The sequence below is a fragment of the Nocardioides sp. genome (assembly GCF_004803405.1).
Classification (GTDB): domain Bacteria; phylum Actinomycetota; class Actinomycetes; order Propionibacteriales; family Nocardioidaceae; genus Nocardioides; species Nocardioides vastitatis.
Map to the genome: position 1 here is coordinate 1 of NZ_SSXI01000145.1, position 19,239 is coordinate 19,239.

Here is a 19,239-nt window from a genome sequence, read left to right on the forward strand (position 1 = left end):
ACGTCGGCCAGCTCCGGGCGTCGGATGAGCTGTCGCAGCGCCGCGAGCGCGCCGGCGGTCGCGGCCGGCGCCAGCGCGGTGTCGAAGATGAACGGGCGGGCCCGGTTGACCAGGTGCTCCCGCAGCGCGACCGACCCGAGCACCGCACCGCCCTGTGCACCCAGCGACTTCGACAGCGTCGCGGTCACCACGACATGGGGCAGTCCGGCGAGCTCGAGCGACGCGACGAGTCCCGGCCCGTGCACCCCCAGCCCGTGCGCCTCGTCGACGATCAGCAGGGCGTCGTACTCCAGGCAGAGGGAGGCCAGCTTGCGGAGCGGCGCCGCGTCGCCGAGGACGGAGTAGACCGACTCCACGAGGACCATGGCCCGCTCTCCGGCGGCGGCCGCGGCCTCGAGCCCGGTGACCACCGCGCCGATGTCGCTGTGGGGGACCACCGTCAGCTGGGCCCGAGAGAGCCGTACGGCGTCGACGAGCGAGGCGTGGATGTGCGCATCCGACAGCACGTGCGTGGTCCGGTCGGCCAGCGCGGTCACCACGGCGAGGTTCGCCTGGTAGCCGGTCGAGAGCACGAGCGCGGCCGGCTGCCCGAGGTACTCGGCGAGCTCCGACTCCAGCTCCGCGTGCAGGTCCAGCGTGCCCGTCACCAGCCGCGATGACGCGGCGCCCGCCCCCCAGGCGAGCGCCGCGTCGGCCGCAGCGCGCGTGACGGCCGGGTCACGCGCGAGTCCGAGGTAGTCGTTGCCGGCGAGGTCGATGGTCGGGTCGTCCACCGGGCGCGACCGCAGTCGCCGGGTGAGCCCGGCCCGGTCCCGGGCCTCGGCCTGCGCCGTCAGCCAGTCGCTCCACTGCGTCATCCGACCTCCACCGCCGCCCGCATCCCGGCGACCAGCAGGTCGAGCTGGTCCTCGGAGATGACGTAGGGCGGCATCGCGTAGACCAGGTCGCGGAACGGGCGCAGCCACACTCCCGCCTCCACCGCGGCGTCGGTCGCCGCCACGACGTCCACCGCATGGTCGAGCTGTACGACGCCGACCGCGCCGAGAGTCCTGACGTCGGTCACGCCCGGGAGGTCCCGCAGGGGAGCGAGCCCTGCGGCCAGGCGCGCGCCGATCCGACGGACCTCGCCCCGCCAGTCCTGCGACAGCAGGAGGTCGATCGACGCGCTCGCGACCGCGCAGGCCAGCGGGTTGCCCATGAAGGTGGGCCCGTGCATGAGCACACCGGAGTCGCTCGCGGAGATGCCGCGGGCGACGGTATCCGTGGTCAGGACGGCGGCCATCGACAGGTAACCACCGGTGAGCGCCTTGCCCACGCAGAGGATGTCGGGGGAGACGAGCTCGCTGACGAACAGGTGACCGGTGCGACCGAACCCGGTCGCGATCTCGTCGAAGACCAGCACCAGTCGGTGCTCGTCGGCGACCTCGCGGAGGACCCGCAGGCACGCCTCGGGATAGGGGTGCATGCCGCCCGCGCCCTGGAGGAGCGGCTCCACGATCACCCCGGCGAGCTCGTGCGCGTGCGCGGCCGCCAGCCGACGGAGCTCCCGGGCCCAGGCCTCGATCGCCGCCTCGGACGCGTCGCGCGGTGGCGGCTGGGGACCGAACACCTGCTGGGGAAGGAGCTCGCGCCACATCGAGTGCATGCCGCCCACGGGGTCGGTCACGGACATGCAGTCGAACGTGTCGCCGTGGTAGCCCCCGAGGACCGTGAGCATCCGGGTTCGCTCGGGGTGCCCGACGCCGCGCTGGTACTGCAGCACCATCTTGAGCGCGACCTCCACGCTCACCGACCCGGAGTCGGCGAGGAAGACGCGCTCGAGCGGCGGCGGTGTGATCTCGACCAGCCGGCGGCCGAGCTCGACGGCCGGCTCGTGGGTCAGGCCGCCGAACATCACGTGGCTCATCCGGGACGCCTGCTCGGTGAGGGCTGCGGTGAGCGCGGGGTGGTTGTAGCCGTGGATCGCGGCCCACCAGGACGACATCCCGTCCACGACCTCGCGACCGTCCCCGAGCGTCAGTACGGCGCCCGCCGCGCCGGTCACGAGCCGCACCGGCCCCGGCTCGGTCATCGAGGCGTAGGGATGCCAGAGGTGCTCGCGGTCGAACGCGAGCAGGTCGGTGGCTGCGGTGACGGTCATGCCTGGGTCACGCGTTGGCCGGGACCTCGGTGCCCGCGCCGCGGCGGCGGATCGACGGCTCGCCGCTGTCGCCGGCGAACTCGTCCTCCGCGCCGAGGATGACGAACCCGTTGTCCCGGATCATCGCGATATCCGCCTTGGCGTCCTGGCCCTCGGAGGTGAGGTAGTCACCGAGGAAGATCGAGTTCGCGACCTGCAGGGCGATCGCCTGCAGTGAGCGCAAATGCATCTCACGACCGCCCGCGATCCGGATCTCCCGGTCCGGGCAGACGAACCGTGCCATCACAAGGATCTTCAGGCAGCGGATCGGTGAGAGCTCCCAGGTGTTCTCGAACGGGGTGCCGTCGAACGGCATCAGGAAGTTCACCGGGATCGAGTCCGAGTCGAGCTCCTTGAGCGCGAACAGGGCCTCGACCAGCTGCTCGTCGGTCTCGCCGAGGCCCGCGATCAGCCCCGAGCAGGGGGAGAGACCGGCGTCCTTGACCTTGCCGATGGTGTCCACGCGGTCGCCGTAGGTGTGGGTCTGGACGATGTTGTCGTGATTGGACTCGGCGGTGTTGATGTTGTGGTTGTAGGCGTCCACGCCGGCCGCCTTGAGCCGCTCGGCCTGGCCGTCCTTGAGCAGGCCCAGGCACGCGCAGACCTCGACCTCGGGGTACTCCTCCTTGAGTGCCTCGGTCATCTCCGCGACCTTGTCGATGTCACGGTTCGAGGGCCCGCGGCCGGAGGAGACCATGCAGACTCGGGTCGCACCACCGCGCAAGCCGGCACCCGCCTGCTGGAGCGTCTCGTCCGTGGAGAGCCAGGAGTACTTCAGGATCGGCGCGTCCGAGCCGAGCGCTTGGGAGCAGTAGTTGCAGTTCTCGGGGCACAGGCCGGACTTGAGGTTGACCAGATAGTTGACCTTCACCGTGTTGCCGAAGTGCTCCCGGCGCAGCCGCCCGGCCGCTGCGACCAGCGGCATCAGCTCGGCGTCGGGGGCCTGGAGCACGGCCAGTGCGTCGGCCTCGGTGGCCTGGCCGCCGGCGAGGATGCGGGTCGCGATCTGGTCGAACTCGGTCGTCATGGAGGCTCCTTGGGACGGCGCGCATCGTGTTACCTGAACGGTGTTCAGGAGGGAGGGTACACGTCCGGAACGTCAGCTGAGCAGCTCGTCCATGCAGGTCTCTAGGGCGTCGAGGTCGAGCGTGCTGATGCCGGATTCCCGACAACGCGCGGCTGCCTCGGCCTTTGTGAGCGGATCACGATGCAACGCGCTGCTCCGCCCCGCGGTCGGACTGGGGCGCTCGGACTTCTCTTCGGTCGGAGGATCGGCGGATTCCGTCGCGGACGCCGTCGCCGAGTTCGTCGCGGATCCCGTCGCCGAATCCGTCGCGGATCCCGTCGCGGGCTCGATCGGGTGCTCCGTCGACGAACCGTCCGTCGACGCGCGGCCCTCGTCGACCGCGTCGGAACCTCGGATCCGTCCCACGACGTCCGGTGACGCGGTCTTCGAGGCCGGGGGCCACGCCGACGGGAGAGTCCCGTGCTCCACGACGTGGGGAGGGGCGGCCTCATCCTCGGCCCGACCGGCGGCCGAACGTGAAACGGCGGGTGAGCGTGAAGCGGCAGCCGAACCAGAAGCGGCAGGTGAAGCTGAAGCGGCGGGTGAGCCCGAACCGGCAGGTGACGCCGGCGGCACGGGGCCGTCGTCGCCGCTGAACGCCAGTGTGGCGGCCGAGGCCACGGACAGGATCGCCAAAGGCAGCAGGGCGAGGACCTTCTCACGCGGGCCGAGCGCGGTCAGGACGCCCTGACGGCCGGCTCCGTCTGCCACGGGGCGCCCCGCCACTGTTCCCCCGCCAGCGCGCGCGGGCGACGCTCTGGGTGCCTCGGGCGTCGCCTTCCGGGCGCCCGGCACTGTCCTGCGCAAGCCGGTGATGGTTCGACGCCGGCCGGCAGCGTAACCAGCGCTGTGACGTCCCTTCGACATGAGCGGTACCTCCAAGTCGGTCGGTCATCTGAAATCGCCGCACCGAGATGGCCTAGACAGGTCTAGACAGGCTGCGTCACTATGCCACGGGGGTGATGCCGGCACACCGTCAGATCCACCAGTCGGACGCGCAAAGCATCAAAGCTCCCTCACACCGCACCAACGGAGGGCGGCGCTTCCATCGGGATCAGTCGTCGCCGATGCCGCGGGCGTGGAGGGCGTCGCCGGTGGCCCGCGCGTGGGCGACGACCCGGATCACCAGGGGAGTCAGGTAGGCCCGCGGGTTCCGCTCGAGGCCGCGGGCGCGGGCGGCGTCGCGGGTCTCGGCGGCGATCTCGAGGGTGAGCGGGATCCCGCGGATCATCAGCGAGAACGCCAGCGCCACGAGGTCGGGCCGCACGCCGAACCGGCGGAGGGGCTTGAGCCAGCGGGTGACGGCGTCGATCATCCGCTCCACCGAGGTGGTCGTCGTGAAGACGGTTGCGAGCAGCACCAGCGCCACCAGTGCGCCGACGACCACGAACGCGTGCTCCCAGCCCCGCTGCCACACCTGCCATGCCGCCAGCAGGCTCATCGCGACGAGCACCCCACGCAGCGCGCGCGCCGCCCGGGCCAGGCGCACCCGTGCCGCGAGGGAGAACGCCACGGCCAGCACGAGCAGTCCGCCGGTGGTCCACGGGCCGCGGAACGCCACGGCGACGATGCTCAGTCCGACCAGCCCGAGCAGCTTCGTGCCGACGGGGAGTCGGTGCAGCACGGTCGTGCCTGGCTGGTACTCGCCGACCGGGCTCACAGCCATGGCAGCAACCTCAACCCACCATGGCGCGGTAGTGGGCGACCACCCCGGCGGGTGCGCCATCCGCCACGACCGTGCCCTCGTCGATCAGGATCGCTCGGTCGCACCGCAGGGCGAGGTCGAGGTCGTGCGTCGCGAGCACGAGCTGCTGCGGCAGCCCGAAGAGCAGGTCCCCGATCTTCTGCGCGTTGCGCAGGTCGAGCAGCGTGGTCGGCTCGTCGGCCACCAGGATGGCGGGGTCGGTCGCCAGCACGCCCGCCAGCGCCAGCAGCTGTCGCTGGCCGCCGGACAGTGTGTGCACACTGCGGTCCGCCAGCTCGGACAGGCCGTAGGACTCGAGTACGGCGAGCGCCGCGGCCGCCCGATCGTGCCGGTCCTTCACGTGGTGTCGCAGCGAGAGTCCGACGTCCTCGGCGACCGTCGGCATCACCAGTTGCGCGGTCGGGTCGGTGAAGACGAAGCCCACGCGGCGTCGTACCTCTCGGCCCTTCCTGCTCACGTCGAGGCCGTCGACGACGACGCGACCCGCGGTCGGCTCGACCAGCCCGTTCACCAGTCTCGCGAGCGTGGACTTCCCGGAGCCGTTGGGCCCGATCAGGGCGATCCGCTGCTCCGTCAGGTCCAGGGTCGTCTCCTGCAGGACGGTGACCTCGGGCACCGGGCCGCCGGGGGTGTCGGCCCGGACGACGACCTGGTCGAGCTCGATCCGGCTCACGCGGAGTCCGCGGCGGGCTCCTCCGCGCGCTCGACCGCGGCGTCGCCACGCGAGCGCCGCCCCGCCAGGTCCGGGAACGCGCGGTGCACAGCGGTCGCCACCAGCGCCATCACGACGTTCTTCGCGATGTCGCCGGGGAAGTAGGCGGTGTCGAAGATGAACGCGTCCTTGAGGCTCAGGTCCGCGCGCCACGCGAGGTTCAGCGGCCCCAGGGTGTGGATGAAGAGGAAGCTGCTGAGCAGGCCCGCCGTGAACACCAGCGTGAACTGCGTGGCGCGATCCCGGTTGCGGTAGACCAGGTAGCCGCACAGCGCCGCCGCGAGCGGGAAGGCGACCAGGTAGCCCGCGGTCACGCCGCTGTAGTGGGACGCACCGGACGCGCCGCCGGAGTAGATGGGCAGTACCAGCCCGGCCACGAGGTAGAGGACGACGGTCAGGAACCCGCGGACCGGGCCGAGCACGGCTCCCGCGAGCAGCACGCCGAACGTCTGGAGCGAGTAGGGGACGCCGATGCCGGTCTTGATGTCCGGCAGGATGGCGCAGACGGCGATGAGGGCGGCGAAGCCGGCGATCAGTGCGACGTCGGTCGTGGGGGTACGACGATTCATGGGTCACTCTCACAAGGGATGGACGCCGGGCCTGGCGCTTGGTGAACGGTGTTCAGGTTAGGGTCGCTGAGAGACAGAGGTCAAAGTGAGCGGAGTGCAGGTGCGGTACAGGCGGGCCGATGTGGTCGACCGGGCGATCGCCGTGCTCGACGAGCACGGCCTCGACGCGCTCTCCATGCGCAAGCTCGCCGCCGACCTCGGCGTCCAGCCCAGTGCGCTCTACCACCACTTCGCCAACAAGGACGCCCTGCTCGCGGCTGTCGCGGACGAGCTGCTCGCGCGCGGCCGCCGCGCGACCGAGGTCGTCACCTGGGAGGCGGAACTGCGGCTGGCCTGCGTCGAGCTGCGGGACGCCATGCTGGCGTGCCGTGACGGCGCCGCGCTCGTCGCGCTCGTGCACGCGCTCGGCATCGGGGCGCAGGAGCCCCTCGGGAGGATGTACGACGCCCTGGCGCGCGCCGGAGCCGACGAGCATCTGGCCCGGATCGGCGCCCGTACCCTCGTGCACTTCGTGTTCGGCCACGTGGCCGACGAGCAGCTGCAGCGACAGGCGCGCGGGGACGCGTCCGCGTCAGCCGAGGGCGGCGACTTCCATCTCGGCCTGAGCCTGGTGCTCGACGGGCTGCGCCAGCGCCTCGGGGACTGACCCTCCAGGGCGCCGCAGCCGAGCCTTCGCCGCTGGTTATCGTGGACGAAACACGGAGGAGGCACTGTGGAGGACATGGCCCAGGTAACCCAGAAGCCGGTGACCGTCGTTCTGTTCGGCGCCACAGGCGATCTCTCCCGCCGGAAGTTGCTGCCCGGGCTCCTCCACCTGTTCGAGAGCGGACTGCTCCGCGACCTCCAGGTCATCGGCACCTCGCTCGACGAGCACACCACCGACTCCTTCGTGTCGTTCGCGCACGAGGCGGTCAAGGAGTTCTCGGGCAACGACGGCGACATGCAGGCCTGGCCCGAGTTCTCCAAGCGGCTCCACTGGGCGCCGGGCTCCGAGGGTCCGGCCGGCCTGCGCGCGGCGGTGGAGAAGGCCGAGGCCGAACGGGATGGCGACAAGATCCGACTCCACTACCTGAGCGTGCCGCCGAAGGCCGCGCTGTCGGTGGTCAGGACGCTCGACGAGGCCGACCTCGCCAAGGGCAGCCGGATCATCATGGAGAAGCCGTTCGGCGTCGACCTGGCGACCGCGAAGGACCTCAACCACAAGCTGCACCGGGTCTTCGACGAGTCGCAGATCTACCGGATCGACCACTTCCTCGGGAAGGAGGCGGCCCAGAACATCCTCGCGTTCCGGTTCGCCAACGGCCTGTTCGAGCCGATCTGGCACCGCAACAACATCGACCACATCCAGATCGACATCCCCGAAGAGCTCGGTCTCGAGCAACGAGCAGACTTCTACGAGTCGACCGGCGCGTACAAGGACATGGTGGTCACCCACCTGTTCCAGGTCCTCGCGTTCACAGCGATGGAGCCGCCCACGTCCCTGGCTCCCGACGCGATTCGGGAGGAGAAGAACAAGGTCTTCCGCTCGATGCTGCCGATCGAGCCGGCCAACGTCGTCCGCGGTCAGTACCAGGGCTACCGCAACATCGACGGCGTCGCGCCCGAATCGGAGACCGAGACCTTCATCGCGCTCAAGTGCTTCATCGACAACTGGCGGTGGGCCGGGGTCCCGTTCTATCTCCGGACCGGCAAGCGGATGGCCGAAGGAGCGCGGATCATCTCGATCGCGTTCAAGGAACCCCCGAGGTCGATGTTCCCGGAGCGGTCCGGAGTCGGCGACCACGGTCCCGACCACCTCACCTTCGACCTGGCCGACAAGGCGAAGATGTCCCTGTCGTTCTACGGGAAGCGCCCCGGTCCGGGCATGAAGCTCGACAAGCTCTCGATGCAGTTCTCGATGACCGACACCACGTGGGCCGGCTCGGTGCTGGAGGCCTACGAGCGGTTGATCTACGACGCGGCCCGTGGCGACCAGACCCTGTTCACCTCCGCTGAGGGCATCGAGCGGCTGTGGGAGGTCTCCGAACCGCTGCTGGACAGCCCGCCGGTGGTGCGGCCCTATCGCCAGGGCAGCTGGGGCCCCAACCAGATCCACCAGCTGATCGCGCCGTACGCGTGGCGGCTGCCGTTCGAGCGGCAGTGGCGCAACCCCAACGCGCTGGGCGGCTAGTCGAATATTTTCCGCAGAATGCGGCTTTTCTGAGCGCTTCTGTGACCAGATCTGCCCGCATCGGTCACAATCGGTGCATGGATGCCCGGCAGGCCGAACTGCTCCGGTCGATCGACCCAGCCACGCTTGGTCGGCGACTGCGTGCTGCACGGGTCGCGAAGGGCTTGACCCAGACCGAGCTCGCGGGCAGGGACGTCTCCGTCGGGTACGTCTCCCGCATCGAGTCGGGCAATCGCCGCCCCAACGGCAAGGTGCTGGCGGAGCTCGCTTCCCGACTCGGCACGCCGGTCGAGCAGCTGCTGGTCGGAGCCGCTCCTCGCGAACTCGACGAGATCCGTCTCGCGCTCGACTTCGCCGAGCTGTCGCTGGAGTCCGGGCAGCCGATCGAGGCCGAGGTCCGCTCCGCCGAGGTGCTGGCCCGTGTCGAGGCGGCGTCGCTGGAGGACATGGTCGACCGCGCCCGCCTCCTGCACGCCCGCGCGCTCGAGGCGTTGGGCCGGCTGGACGACTCGATCCTCGAACTGGAGGCGCTGATCGGGCTCACCAGGAGCGCCCTGGTCGAGGTCCGGGCAGGCGTCGCCCTCAGTCGCTGCTATCGGGAGTCAGGCGACCTGACCCGGGCCATCGAGGCCGGCGAACGGATCCTCGGCCGCCTGGCCGGCACCCCTCTCGAGCGCACCGACGAGTCCGTACAGCTCGCGGTGACCGTCGCCGCCGCCTACTTCGAGCGTGGGGACTCCGGCCACGCCGTGCGGGTGTGCCGGGCCGCGATGGCCAAGGCAGAGGCGCTCGAGTCCTCGACGGCACGCGCCTCGGCGTACTGGAACGCCAGCATGATGGAGGCCGACCGCGGCGCCGTCGGCGACGCAGTGGCGCTCGCGGAGCGTGCTCTGGCCCTGCTGGCCGAAGGGCGCGACGCCCGGAACCTCGCTCGCCTGCGCAGCCAACTCGGAGCGATGCAGCTCAGTCTGGACCCGCCCGAAGTGACGGAGGCGCAGCGGAACCTCGACCGGGCCGCCGAGGATCTCGCGTGGTCGAGCGCGTCCCCGGTCGACGTTGCGCGCAACGACCTGGCCCGGGCGCGAGCGTTCCTGATCTCCGGCGACCTTGCGGCCGCCGCTGAGCTGAGCCAGCGGGTGGAAGCTGCGATGAGCGACCAGGCTCCGCTGCTGCGAGGCGAGGCGCTCTCCCTGAACGCACAGATCTTGATGGCGCAGGGCGACGTGACTCGTGCCGCGTCGTGCCTTCGGCAAGCAGTGCTCGCGATGACCGGGGTGGGCGCAGATCGCTCGGCCGCCCAGCAGTGGTTCGAGCTGGCGGACCTGCTCGACGGTGTCGGGCTCGCCGACGCCTCGCGAGACGCCTACCGCAACGCGGCGGCGTCCGCGGGAGTACGGGCCCGGACGGGCACCCTGGTCGACGTACGGCTGAACGAGCCGGTCCGCACGTCGTGACCTCGAACCTCGATCAGGTCTGATCGAGGATCAGCAGCACCAGCCGCCCGTTTTGGTGGACTGGGGGCCTCCTGCCTCAGCGGGGGCAACGCTGCCCATGGTGGCCACGAGCGCGATGGCGATGGCGACGACGATCCTCTTGATGTTGAGCATGGTTTTCTCCTCTGGTCGGTCTCTGACTAGAAGTATTCGCAAAAACCCCACGGAATGTGACTCAATGGGTATTATTCAGGCAAATAGGACGAGTCAATGTCCCTGACTCGTCCCGAGAAGAAGCGCTAGCGGCCGTCATCCCCGGATATCCGCAAAACGCAAAGCGCAGGTCCCCACCCTGCGGGTCAAGACCTCCCGATCTCGGGACGGGGGGTCTTGCGGTGTCGGACGGCTCTTGATCACTTCGGACAACCCCCTCTCGCCCTGAATGTGCCGAAGCAGTAGGCCTGACCGACACCGCAACGATCCGCCGCGCTCTGCGACAGCGCTGACGGGCGATCGACGCCGACTTCTCGATACGGACTGCTCGGAGCCTAGGTCACCTCAGGACCGCTATCGCTCGCAACGCGCTGCTGCGGGCCCGCGATTAGGATGCCTGCCACGGCCGAACGTCCAAGGCCCGTTCGGGAGGAGACGACGATGAAGCCACGCATCTTCCTGGGGTCGTCAGGTCAGCAGGCGAGGTTGCTGGAGTCGCTGACTCGCGGGCTCGAGCAGGTGGCCGACGTCGAGCCCTGGACCACCACCTTCAGTCCCGGCACCTCCACGTTGGAGCGGCTCGTCGAGGTCACTCGCGAGGTCGACTTCGCCGCGTTCGTCTTCGCACAGGACGACTGGACCTCCCATGGCGATGTGCCGGGTCAGGCGTCCCCTCGCGACAACGTGGTGTTCGAGGCGGGCCTGTTCGGTGGCGTGCTGGGCATGCGACGGACGTTCATCCTCCATGCCGACGGCGCCAAGCTGCCCAGCGACCTGCTCGGACTGACCTGCGTGCGGTACGCGGAAGCGACCCCAGCCCAGGTGAAGGCGATCAACCAGAAGCTCCGCGGTGCGATCGTCAAGGAAGGCAGACTCGCACGCATCGAGGGGCTCTGGTGGCAGCATTCGCTGACCCTTCGGACCGAGCGGGAACCCTCGGCCGTGAGCCTGCTCCGTATCTCCCGGAATCGTCATGGCGGGTTGGAGGTGAGCGGCCGGGCCTGGCAGGAGGACGGCACGCTGTCGGCGCGCTACCGCAGCGAGGCATCGAAGGAGATGACGGATCCGTCCGGGATCTTCTACTACTGGAACGGCGAACGACCCCGCGATCCCGACGCGCCCCTGCTTGAGGGGACTGGCGAGATCCGGCTCGAGTCCGTCGATCGGGCCGTCGGGTACTGGACCACCCGTGCGGAGGCCGATCCGACGATCAGGGAGCGCACGTCCGGGATCTACCTGCGGGCCGAGCCCGAGGATCTCGCAGTCTTGGATGGTGGCGACCAACGGGGGCGCGCCGAGCTGATCGCGTCGAAGCTGGAGGAGTGGCGTTCGATCGCCAGTTCCTGATCAGTTCGGAGGGCCAGCCCCGTGCGCGAGCCTCGACCTGGCCGACAAAGCCCTACGGAGCACTGATGTCGAGGAGCCGTTCGCACGCCTCGATCAGCCTCTGCCGCAGCGGCGCGCCGCGCTCAGCGAAGGCACGCTGGTGGGCGACGTACTCCGCCTTGCCCTCGGGTGTCTCGATCCGGACCGGCTCGAAGCCGAGATCCGCCAGGTCGTACGGCGCAGCACGCATGTCGAGCGCGCGGATGTCCCAGGCGAGCTCGAAGCACTCCGCGACGAGGTCGGAGGAGATCATCGGCGAGAGCCGGAACGCGTGCTTGTAGAGATCCATCCCGGCGTGGAGGCAGGCCGGCTGCTCGAACGCGGCCCGGTCGTCGCGGGCGGGGGAGAGAGTGTTGAGCGGGCGGGCAGGTGGGGTGAAGAAGCGGTAGGCGTCGAAGTGCGAGCAGGCGACCCGGTGGCCCTCGACGACCTCGTCGGTGCCCTGCGGCCCGAGTCGCAGCGGCCAGTCCGCGTGGCGGGTCTGGTCCTCGGAGAGGCGGTAGACCATCGCCCACTCGTGGAGACCGAAGCAGCCGAAGTGGGCGGCGCGGCCGGCCGTCGCGGTCAGGAGCCGGTGGCGGGACTCGATCAGGGGGCGCTGGGACCTCACGAAGTCCGGGGAGACCCGAGTGGGGTCGCCGACGTATCCCTTGTGCTCGGCCAGCTCGGGAGCCTCGGCCAGCGCGACGCCGTACCCGGGATGCCAGCGGCGCAGCTGGGCGGGCCGGTAGGAGTAGTAGGTGAAGAGGAAGTCGAAGACCGGGTGCTTGGCGCCGCTCTCGCGGCGGGCCAGGTGCGGCGCGACGTAGCGGTCGATCCGCGCGGCGTGGGCGCCGGCCCGGACGCACCACTCGTCCGCTGCCAGCACCGTCGTCACCGCCTCCACGGGCCACGATGCTAGGTCGATAGGCTCGCGAGGTGCGCATCGTCAGATTCACCGCAGGAGAGGAGCCGTCGTACGGCGTTCTCACCGGAGACCTCGACGAGTACGGGCAGCCTGCGGAGGACGCGGTCGTCGTCGCGCTCTCGGGTGACCCGCTCTACGTCGGCATCAAGCTCCTCGACAAGGAGCACCGGCTCGAGGACATCCGGCTGCTGGCGCCGGTCCTGCCGCGCAGCAAGGTGGTCGGCATCGGACGCAACTACGCCGCGCACGCCGCCGAGCTGGGCAACGACGTCCCCACCGAGCCGCTGATGTTCATCAAGCCGAACACCAGCGTCGTCGGTCCGGGCGACCCGATCCTCTACCCCCGGCAGACCCAGGACCTCCACTACGAGGGCGAGCTCGCCGTCGTGATCGGCCGTATCTGCCGCGACGTGCCCGCTGAGCAGGCGACCGACGTGATCCACGGCTACACGATCGCCAACGACGTCACGGCCCGCGACCTCCAGAAGTCTGACGGGCAGTTCACCCGGGCCAAGGGCTTCGACTCCTTCTGCCCGCTCGGGCCCTGGATCGAGACCGACCTGGACCCTCACGCGTTCAACGAGGGCCGTCGGGTCCAGACCTTCCTCAACGGCGAGGTCGTCCAGGACGGATCGACGGCCGACATGGTCTTCGACGTGCCCGCGCTGGTTGCCCATGTCAGCAGCGTGATGACGCTGCTGCCGGGTGACGTCATCCTCACCGGCACCCCCGAGGGTGTCGGCCCCATGCAGGTCGGCGACGAGGTCGAGATCTCCGTCGAAGGCCTCGGAACCCTCACGAACAAGGTGGCATCACGTTGAGCAACGTCCGCGTCCGCTTCTGCCCGTCCCCGACCGGCTCGCCGCACGTCGGGTTCGCACGCGCCGCGCTCTACAACTGGGTCTTCGCGCGCAAGCACAAGGGCACCTTCGTGTTCCGCATCGAGGACACCGACAAGGAGCGCAGCACCCAGGAGTCCTACGCCGCGATGGTCGAGACGCTGCAGTGGCTCGGGCTCGACTGGGACGAGGGTCCGGGCGTCGAGGGCCCGCATGCCCCCTACCGGCAGTCCGAGCGCGGTCATCTCTACCGCGACGTCCTCGCCCGGCTGGCCGAGTCCTCCTACACCTACGACTGCTTCTGCACCACTGACGAGGTGACGGCCCGCCGCAAGGCGGCCGGCTCCAAGGTGCAGGGATACGACGGCTTCTGCCGCGACCTCACCCCCGAGCAGCGCGCCGCCTTCGAGGCCGAGGGCCGCCCGTCGGTGGTTCGCTTCCGGATGCCGGACGGTCCGATCACCTGGACCGACCTCGTGCGGGGGGAGGTGACGTTCGAGACCGAGTTCGTGCCGGACTTCGCGCTGTGCCGGGCCAACGGCGACCCGCTCTACACGCTGGTCAATCCCGTCGACGACGCCATGATGCGCATCACCCACGTGCTGCGAGGCGAGGACCTGCTCTCCAGCACCCCGCGCCAGATCCCGCTCCACCGCGCGCTGGTGGACCTGGGCGTCTCCGAGGGCGTGCCGGAGTTCGGCCACCTCCCGCTGATCATGGGAGAGGGGAACAAGAAGCTCTCCAAGCGCGACCCCGAGGCGCACCTGTTCACCTACCGCGACGCCGGGTTCATCCCCGAGGGCCTGCTCAACTACCTCGCGCTTCTGGGCTGGGCCATCTCCGGCGACCGCGACATCTTCACCCTCGACGAGATGATCGAGGCGTTCGAGATCGGCGACGTGAACCCCAACCCCGCGCGCTTCGACCTGAAGAAGGCCGAGGCGATCAACACCGCGCACATGCGCCTGCTGTCGATCGAGGAGATCACCCACCGCGTGATCCCGTTTCTGAAGCGCGACGGCGTCCTCTCCGACCCGGTGTCCGACGCCGACGCGCAGATGCTGGAGCTGGCGATGCCGCTGGTGGCGGAGCGGATCAACAAGCTCGCCGAGGCGAGCGCGATGCTCGGCTTCCTGTTCGTCGACGAGGACGACTTCACCATCGACCCCGAGGACGCCGAGAAGCAGCTCGGCGAGGCCGGCCAGCCGGTCATCAAGGCGTCGTACGGCGCCCTGTCGGCTCTGCACACCTGGTCGACCGACGCGATCCAGACCGCCCTCCAGGACGCGCTGGTCGAGGGTCTCGGGCTGAAGCCGCGCAACGCCTTCGGACCCGTCCGCGTCGCGGTCACCGGTCGCCGGATCTCGCCGCCGCTGTTCGAGTCGCTCGAACTGCTCGGCCGCGACCGCAGCCTCGGGCGGCTGCAGCGTGCACTCGCCTGACGCCGCCGCTCCGCCGACGGCCGCAGAGCTGCCATCGGTGCGGTACGACGAGCTGCACCGGCTCGGTCCGCGTGCGCTCTGGCGCCCCCTGGCCGGGATCGTGTTCCTCGTCGCGCTGGTGTTCGCGGCGCAGCTGCTCATCACTGCGATCGTGTCCACCGGCCTCTACCTCGGCGGGCTCGACCTCGACCAGGTGGCCGACCGGCTGGGCGGCGACCCGGTCACGCCGACCTTCCTCGCGTTGGTCAACCTCGGGTGGGCGGCCGCGATCCCGGCCGTGTGGCTCGTTGCCCGGGCGCTGCACGGGCAGACGCCCGGCTGGGTCGCGTCCGTGGTCCGCGGCATCCGCTGGCGGTGGCTGCTCGTCTGCCTCGGCCTCTCGGTCGCCGCGCTCGCCATCACGGTCGGCGTCGCGTCGCTGCTGCCCGCCCAGGGGACGGGCACGGTGGACATGGACGGCTCGCTCAACGCGTGGACGTCGGCCACCCGCGACTTCCTCCTGGTGATCCTGCTGTTGACGCCGCTGCAGGCGGCAGGGGAGGAGTACGCCTTCCGCGGCTACCTGACCCAGGCGTTCGGCGGCCTGGCCGGCCGGATGGGGCCGCGCGCGGGTGCGGCCGTCGCGGTCGTCGTACCGGCGCTGCTGTTCGCCGTCGCGCACGGCATCGGACAGGACGCCCCGATCTTCTTCGACCGCTTCGCCTTCGGCCTGGTGGCCGGTGTGCTGGTGATCCTCACCGGCGGCCTCGAGGCGGGCATCGCGATGCACGTGCTGAACAACTTCCTGGCCTACGCGCTGGCGCTCGCGTACGGCGACATGACGGAGGCCATCCACCCGGCCGACGGCACCTGGTGGAGCATCCCGGTCACGCTGGCGCAGTCCGTCAGCTTCCTCGTGCTCACGGTGCTCGTCGCCCGCCGCATGGGCATCCGAACCCGAACGGGCCAGGGCATTTTGGAGCCGCGGCGACGCCCCGTGTAATGTTTCCCGACGGCCCGGCACCCCTCGTGGGAACGGGCCGAAACGCAGTACAGCAGTGGTCTATGGTGTAATTGGCAGCACGACTGGTTCTGGTCCAGTTAGTCTAGGTTCGAGTCCTAGTAGACCAGCGAGTTCTCGCGAGAGACGTCGACGCAGGCCCCGATTTGGCCGCGCGGAGGCAGGATCGCTAGAGTTCCGCAGGTTGTTGAGCGCCACACGGCGCGAGGCGACATGCCCCCGTTGTGTAGCGGCCTAGCACGCCGCCCTCTCAAGGCGGTAGCGCCGGTTCGAATCCGGTCGGGGGTACAGAGTGCGAGAAGGGGTCCTTGTCCAGCGAAAGCTGGACAAGGACCCCTTTCGTCATTCCCGGAGCTGCTGGCCGGGAGAGGTCGTGGCCCGGCTAGACCGTCGAGTCGGGAAAGGCGATGACGGAGAGGAACCGGATCGGTGTCTCGACCAGGTCGGTCGGCCCATGCGCACCCTCTCCGTCCAGCTGGAGGGAGTCGCCCGGAGTGAGCCGGTAGACCGAGCGGCTGTGGCTGTAGTCCATGACTCCCTCGAGCATGTAGATGAACTCGGTGCCGGGATGCTGGAAGAGGGGATAGGTCTCGCTCTTCTCGCTGAGTGTGACGTGCAGGCACTCCAGCCGCTTGTGCTCGCCGCGCAGCCCGCCGAGCAGCTGGTACTCATGGCCCACCTGGGTGCCGTTGCGCACGATCGGGGTGCCGCGGCCGGCCTGCACGAAGGCGGCGGGCCGCTCGGCCTCGGCGCCGCGGAGGAGGGATGTGACCGGCACGTCGAGGCCCTGGGCCAGCCTGGCCAGAGTGCCCAGCGAGCAGGAGGTCTGGGCGTTCTCGATCTTGGACAGCATCGCCTTGGAGATCCCGACCCGGGCGGCCATCTCGGCCACCGACACCCCGGTCTGCAGGCGCAGCTCGCGCACGTTGCGGGCGATCGCCTCCTCCAGGGCGTAGGCCTCGGCGGGCTCCTCGGGGTCGCGGTTCCGGGCGAAGCCCTTGTTGCGGAGCAGCTCGTCAGCCATGAGCCAACCGTAGCGGACATTGTTTCCTCCCAGTGGCCGCGAGCGGGGTGCCAGGGCGCCTGGTCGCGCGGCGACCGTCCGAGCAGGCATGCGTAACCACCTGGTCTGGTCGGACCGATGCTCACGCGCGAAGCAGCAGCTCCAGGCTGTCGGCCAGGGCTGCGGCGCCGGCCTCGGCGTCGCCGTCCTCGACCGCCTCCTCCGGTGAGTGCGACACGCCGGTGGGGTTGCGCACGAAGAGCATTCCGGTCCGCACCTGGCTCCCGAGCACTCCGGCGTCGTGCCCTGCCCCCGTGCCCAGGACCGGGGCGTTCGGAAGGACCGAGAGCAGCTCGTCGCGCAGCCCGGCGTCGAAGTCGACGGTGGAGCTCAAGGACTCCTCCGTCATCGTGGCCGCACAGCCCTCCTCTGCGGCCAGCAGACCGGCTGCCTCGCGGACCTCCCGCACCAGGCCCGCCGTCACGCCGTCGTCCGGGTGCCGGACGTCGACCCATAGGTCGACGTGCGAGGCGATGACGTTGGTACCGCCGGGTACCGGGATGAGCCGACCCACCGTGGCGCGCGCGTCGGGGACGGCGCGAGCCAGGTCGCGCAGTCGCACCACCAGCCGGGCGGCCGCCACCATGGGGTCGCGCCGGTCGCCCATGAGCGTGGTGCCGGCGTGATTGCCCTCGCCGGTCAGCGACACCCGCCACCGGCCGTGGCCGAGGATCGAGGAGGCGACGGCGACCGGTTGGCCGAGGTCGACCAGTCCCCGGCCCTGCTCGACGTGCAGCTCGAGGAAGGTGTCCAACGAGCCGAGCAGATCCGGATCGGGCCCGAACCCCTCGGGTGCCAGCCCTGCGTCTCGGGCCACCTCGGCGAAGGTCAGGCCGTCGGCGTCCTTCAGTGCGAGTGCCCGGTCGGGCGCGATGGCGCCGGTGAGCAGTCGGGAGCCCAGGCAGGCCACCCCGAAGCGAGAGCCCTCCTCCTCGGGGAAGACCGCGATGGCCCGAGCCCGGTTCGCGCCCACGCCACGCGCGGCCAGCTGGTCGAAGGCGACCAGTGCGGAGGCGACGCCCAGGGGGCCGTCGTAGGCGCCGCCACCGGGCACGGAGTCGAGGTGGCTGCCGGTGACGACTGCTCGATCGCGGGAGCCGTCGTGAGCGGGCGCCCACGCCCAGACGATCCCGTTGCGGTCGGTGTGCACCTCGAGCCGGCGCCGCTCGGCGTGGGAGACGAACCACTCCCGCAGCTCGGTCTCGGCAGGACCGTGCACCGGCCGGGAGTAGCCACCCCGCACCGGGTCGCGCCCGAGGTCTGCGATCTCGGCCAGCAGCCCCGCGACGGTGTCACCGGCGGTCTCTAGGGACGGGGTCACGGCGGAGGTCATCGCATCTCTCCGGCGCCCAGGTAGGGATGCGGGCTGCTGAGCAGGTCGTCCTCGGCGAACCGCTCGAGACGGAAGTCGCGGGCCGGCACGTGCGGGTCGGCGCTGTCGCCCTCGAGGACCAGGTCGGCCACCATGTCGCCGACAGCCGGGCTGATCTTGAACCCGTGGCCGGCGAAGCCCGCCGCGAGGACCAGCCCGTCGATGCCGCCGACCGGCGCGATGACCGGGTTCCAGTCCGGCGGCACGTCGTAGACGCCGGCATAGGTGTGGGTGACGGACGGGTTCGGGAAGCCGGGGAAGCGGTGCATCACCTTCGCGGCGTACGACTCGATGGCATCCTCGACGGCGATGTTCGAGTAGGCGTCGGGGTCGACCAGCTTGCGGCGGAAGTCGGTGTGGTCGCTGTTGCCGACGAGGAACTGCCCCGCTCCCTCGACCCGGCAGTACTGCAGGCTGACCAGGTCGGAGATCACCGGCAGGTCCGGAAGCGGGTGGCCCGCGTCGACGATCAGGATCTCCGAGCGGTAGGCCTCGACGGGGAAGTCGACTCCGAGCTCGGACAGCAGCGTCGCCGACCACCACCCGGCCGCGACGATGACCAGGTCGGCGTCGAGGACGTCACCGTTCTCGACGACCACGCCGGTCACCGCCGACCCTGTGGTGCAGAGCCGAGTGACGGGCGTGTGCTGGGAGATCCGGGCTCCGCTCTCGCGGGCCTGTTGGCCGAAGTAGAGCGCCAGCTGGGTGGCGTCGGCGAAGCCGCCGCGCGGCTCGAACGAGGCCGCCGCCACGTCGTCGATCTCGAGCCCGGGCCACAGGCCGGCGAGCTGCTCGGGATCGATGAGATCGACCTCGATACCGAGCTCCTGGTGCATCCTGGTGTTGGCCGTCAGCGGTGCGACGTCGTCCTCGCCCACGATCACGCTGTAGCCCACCTGGCGGAACCCCACGTCGGAGCCGAGCTTCTCGAACAGGGGCAGGCTGCGCCAGGCCATCGCGGCGATCGAGGGGACGCCGTAATGGGCGCGCACGATGCCGCTGGACTTGCCGGTGCCGCCGCTGGCCAGGCTGTGCCTCTCGAGGACGAGGACGTCGCTGACGCCGCGCTCGGCCAGGGCGCGGGCGATCGAGAGGCCGATCAGCCCGCCGCCGACGACGATGACCCGGTTGCCTGACATGACGTGGTGCTCCTTGCTGTGAGAAGGACGGTCCGCCGCGGGTC

Annotated in this window: 18 protein-coding genes and 2 tRNA genes; 9 read left to right on the forward strand and 11 right to left on the reverse strand. The window is 70.3% G+C overall.

Going from position 1 to position 19,239, the window contains the following annotated elements; all coding sequences use genetic code 11:
- From E7Z54_RS10625 to E7Z54_RS10650, 6 genes are all read right to left on the reverse strand, one after another.
- Window positions 1–857, reverse strand: an 857-nt coding sequence (locus E7Z54_RS10625) for an aminotransferase class I/II-fold pyridoxal phosphate-dependent enzyme (protein WP_136433527.1), incomplete at its 3' end; no start/stop codon positions are given.
- Window positions 854–2,140, reverse strand: coding sequence for an adenosylmethionine--8-amino-7-oxononanoate transaminase (bioA, locus tag E7Z54_RS10630; RefSeq protein ID WP_136433528.1), 1,287 nt, complete (start codon window positions 2,138–2,140; stop codon window positions 854–856). The genes bioA and E7Z54_RS10625, both read right to left, overlap by 4 nt.
- 7 nt (window positions 2,141–2,147) lie before the next feature.
- A complete protein-coding gene (gene bioB, locus E7Z54_RS10635; RefSeq protein WP_136433529.1) occupies window positions 2,148–3,206 on the reverse strand; it encodes a biotin synthase BioB in 1,059 nt (352 codons plus the stop codon).
- Between the two features lie 1,093 nt (window positions 3,207–4,299).
- The gene (locus tag E7Z54_RS10640) at window positions 4,300–4,911 is read right to left on the reverse strand and encodes an energy-coupling factor transporter transmembrane component T family protein (RefSeq protein ID WP_136433530.1); all 612 of its coding nucleotides are present in this window, start codon (window positions 4,909–4,911) and stop codon (window positions 4,300–4,302) included.
- Between the two features lie 10 nt (window positions 4,912–4,921).
- Window positions 4,922–5,623: an energy-coupling factor ABC transporter ATP-binding protein gene (locus tag E7Z54_RS10645; RefSeq protein WP_136433531.1), complete on the reverse strand. Its 702-nt coding sequence runs from the start codon at window positions 5,621–5,623 to the stop codon at window positions 4,922–4,924.
- Window positions 5,620–6,231 (reverse strand): biotin transporter BioY, encoded by a 612-nt coding sequence (locus E7Z54_RS10650; RefSeq protein ID WP_136433532.1) that lies wholly within the window; start codon window positions 6,229–6,231, stop codon window positions 5,620–5,622. The genes E7Z54_RS10645 and E7Z54_RS10650 overlap by 4 nt, the downstream gene beginning before the upstream one ends.
- An 85-nt stretch (window positions 6,232–6,316) precedes the next feature.
- Between E7Z54_RS10650 and E7Z54_RS10655 the strand changes: the two genes are divergently transcribed.
- The 3 genes from E7Z54_RS10655 (at window position 6,317) to E7Z54_RS10665 (ending at window position 9,855) form a co-directional block, all read left to right on the forward strand.
- A complete protein-coding gene (locus E7Z54_RS10655; protein ID WP_240769619.1) occupies window positions 6,317–6,877 on the forward strand; it encodes a TetR family transcriptional regulator in 561 nt (186 codons plus the stop codon).
- A 75-nt stretch (window positions 6,878–6,952) separates the two neighbouring features.
- Complete coding sequence (gene zwf, locus E7Z54_RS10660; protein ID WP_136433533.1) at window positions 6,953–8,401, forward strand: glucose-6-phosphate dehydrogenase; 1,449 nt, start codon at window positions 6,953–6,955, stop codon at window positions 8,399–8,401.
- A gap of 77 nt (window positions 8,402–8,478) precedes the next feature.
- Window positions 8,479–9,855 carry a helix-turn-helix transcriptional regulator gene (locus E7Z54_RS10665; RefSeq protein ID WP_136433534.1) on the forward strand — a complete coding sequence of 459 codons (1,377 nt, stop codon included), beginning with the start codon at window positions 8,479–8,481 and terminating at the stop codon, window positions 9,853–9,855.
- Between the two features lie 30 nt (window positions 9,856–9,885).
- Here the strand turns inward: E7Z54_RS10665 and E7Z54_RS24190 are convergent, their stop codons facing one another.
- Window positions 9,886–10,008, reverse strand: a complete 123-nt coding sequence (locus tag E7Z54_RS24190; RefSeq protein ID WP_276606218.1) for a hypothetical protein — start codon at window positions 10,006–10,008, stop codon at window positions 9,886–9,888.
- Window positions 10,009–10,488: 480 nt separating this feature from the next.
- Here E7Z54_RS24190 and E7Z54_RS10670 point away from each other — a divergent pair, with 480 nt between their 5' ends.
- The gene (locus E7Z54_RS10670) at window positions 10,489–11,394 is read left to right on the forward strand and encodes a TIR domain-containing protein (RefSeq protein ID WP_136433536.1); all 906 of its coding nucleotides are present in this window, start codon (window positions 10,489–10,491) and stop codon (window positions 11,392–11,394) included.
- 52 nt (window positions 11,395–11,446) lie between these two features.
- Here the strand turns inward: E7Z54_RS10670 and E7Z54_RS10675 are convergent, their stop codons facing one another.
- The gene (locus E7Z54_RS10675; protein WP_136433538.1) at window positions 11,447–12,319 is read right to left on the reverse strand and encodes a 3-methyladenine DNA glycosylase; all 873 of its coding nucleotides are present in this window, start codon (window positions 12,317–12,319) and stop codon (window positions 11,447–11,449) included.
- Window positions 12,320–12,351: 32 nt separating this feature from the next.
- On the opposite strand from E7Z54_RS10675, the gene E7Z54_RS10680 reads away from it, so the two are divergent.
- The 5 genes from E7Z54_RS10680 to E7Z54_RS10700 all read left to right on the forward strand — a co-directional run bounded on the left by E7Z54_RS10680 (window position 12,352) and on the right by E7Z54_RS10700 (window position 15,909).
- Window positions 12,352–13,161 (forward strand): fumarylacetoacetate hydrolase family protein, encoded by an 810-nt coding sequence (locus E7Z54_RS10680; protein ID WP_136433540.1) that lies wholly within the window; start codon window positions 12,352–12,354, stop codon window positions 13,159–13,161.
- On the forward strand, window positions 13,158–14,621 hold the full coding sequence (gltX, locus tag E7Z54_RS10685; protein WP_206056130.1) for a glutamate--tRNA ligase: 1,464 nt from the start codon (window positions 13,158–13,160) through the stop codon (window positions 14,619–14,621). The genes E7Z54_RS10680 and gltX overlap by 4 nt, the downstream gene beginning before the upstream one ends.
- Window positions 14,608–15,603, forward strand: coding sequence for a CPBP family intramembrane glutamic endopeptidase (locus E7Z54_RS10690; RefSeq protein ID WP_240769620.1), 996 nt, complete (start codon window positions 14,608–14,610; stop codon window positions 15,601–15,603). Before gltX ends, E7Z54_RS10690 begins: the two co-directional genes overlap by 14 nt.
- Before the next feature lie 56 nt (window positions 15,604–15,659).
- Window positions 15,660–15,731 (forward strand) — tRNA-Gln (locus E7Z54_RS10695).
- Between the two features lie 105 nt (window positions 15,732–15,836).
- Window positions 15,837–15,909: transfer RNA gene (locus E7Z54_RS10700), tRNA-Glu, on the forward strand.
- 94 nt (window positions 15,910–16,003) lie between these two features.
- Here E7Z54_RS10700 and E7Z54_RS10705 read toward each other — a convergent pair.
- The 3 genes from E7Z54_RS10705 to E7Z54_RS10715 all read right to left on the reverse strand — a co-directional run bounded on the left by E7Z54_RS10705 (window position 16,004) and on the right by E7Z54_RS10715 (window position 19,195).
- On the reverse strand, window positions 16,004–16,645 hold the full coding sequence (locus E7Z54_RS10705; RefSeq protein ID WP_136433544.1) for a helix-turn-helix domain-containing protein: 642 nt from the start codon (window positions 16,643–16,645) through the stop codon (window positions 16,004–16,006).
- A 121-nt stretch (window positions 16,646–16,766) separates the two neighbouring features.
- On the reverse strand, window positions 16,767–18,005 hold the full coding sequence (locus E7Z54_RS10710) for an allantoate amidohydrolase (RefSeq protein WP_240769621.1): 1,239 nt from the start codon (window positions 18,003–18,005) through the stop codon (window positions 16,767–16,769).
- 8 nt (window positions 18,006–18,013) lie between these two features.
- A complete protein-coding gene (locus E7Z54_RS10715) occupies window positions 18,014–19,195 on the reverse strand; it encodes an NAD(P)/FAD-dependent oxidoreductase (protein WP_136433548.1) in 1,182 nt (393 codons plus the stop codon).
- Window positions 19,196–19,239: the final 44 nt, after the last annotated feature.

Coding starts and splice junctions, on each gene's coding strand:
- bioA (WP_136433528.1), bottom strand. CDS start 2,140: ATGACCGTCACCGCAGCCACCGACCTGCTCGCGTTCGACCGCGAGCAC.
- E7Z54_RS10705 (WP_136433544.1), bottom strand. CDS start 16,645: ATGGCTGACGAGCTGCTCCGCAACAAGGGCTTCGCCCGGAACCGCGAC.
- E7Z54_RS10640 (WP_136433530.1), bottom strand. CDS start 4,911: ATGGCTGTGAGCCCGGTCGGCGAGTACCAGCCAGGCACGACCGTGCTG.
- E7Z54_RS10670 (WP_136433536.1), top strand. CDS start 10,489: ATGAAGCCACGCATCTTCCTGGGGTCGTCAGGTCAGCAGGCGAGGTTG.
- zwf (WP_136433533.1), top strand. CDS start 6,953: ATGGCCCAGGTAACCCAGAAGCCGGTGACCGTCGTTCTGTTCGGCGCC.
- bioB (WP_136433529.1), bottom strand. CDS start 3,206: ATGACGACCGAGTTCGACCAGATCGCGACCCGCATCCTCGCCGGCGGC.
- E7Z54_RS10665 (WP_136433534.1), top strand. CDS start 8,479: ATGGATGCCCGGCAGGCCGAACTGCTCCGGTCGATCGACCCAGCCACG.
- E7Z54_RS24190 (WP_276606218.1), bottom strand. CDS start 10,008: ATGCTCAACATCAAGAGGATCGTCGTCGCCATCGCCATCGCGCTCGTG.
- E7Z54_RS10715 (WP_136433548.1), bottom strand. CDS start 19,195: ATGTCAGGCAACCGGGTCATCGTCGTCGGCGGCGGGCTGATCGGCCTC.
- E7Z54_RS10650 (WP_136433532.1), bottom strand. CDS start 6,231: ATGAATCGTCGTACCCCCACGACCGACGTCGCACTGATCGCCGGCTTC.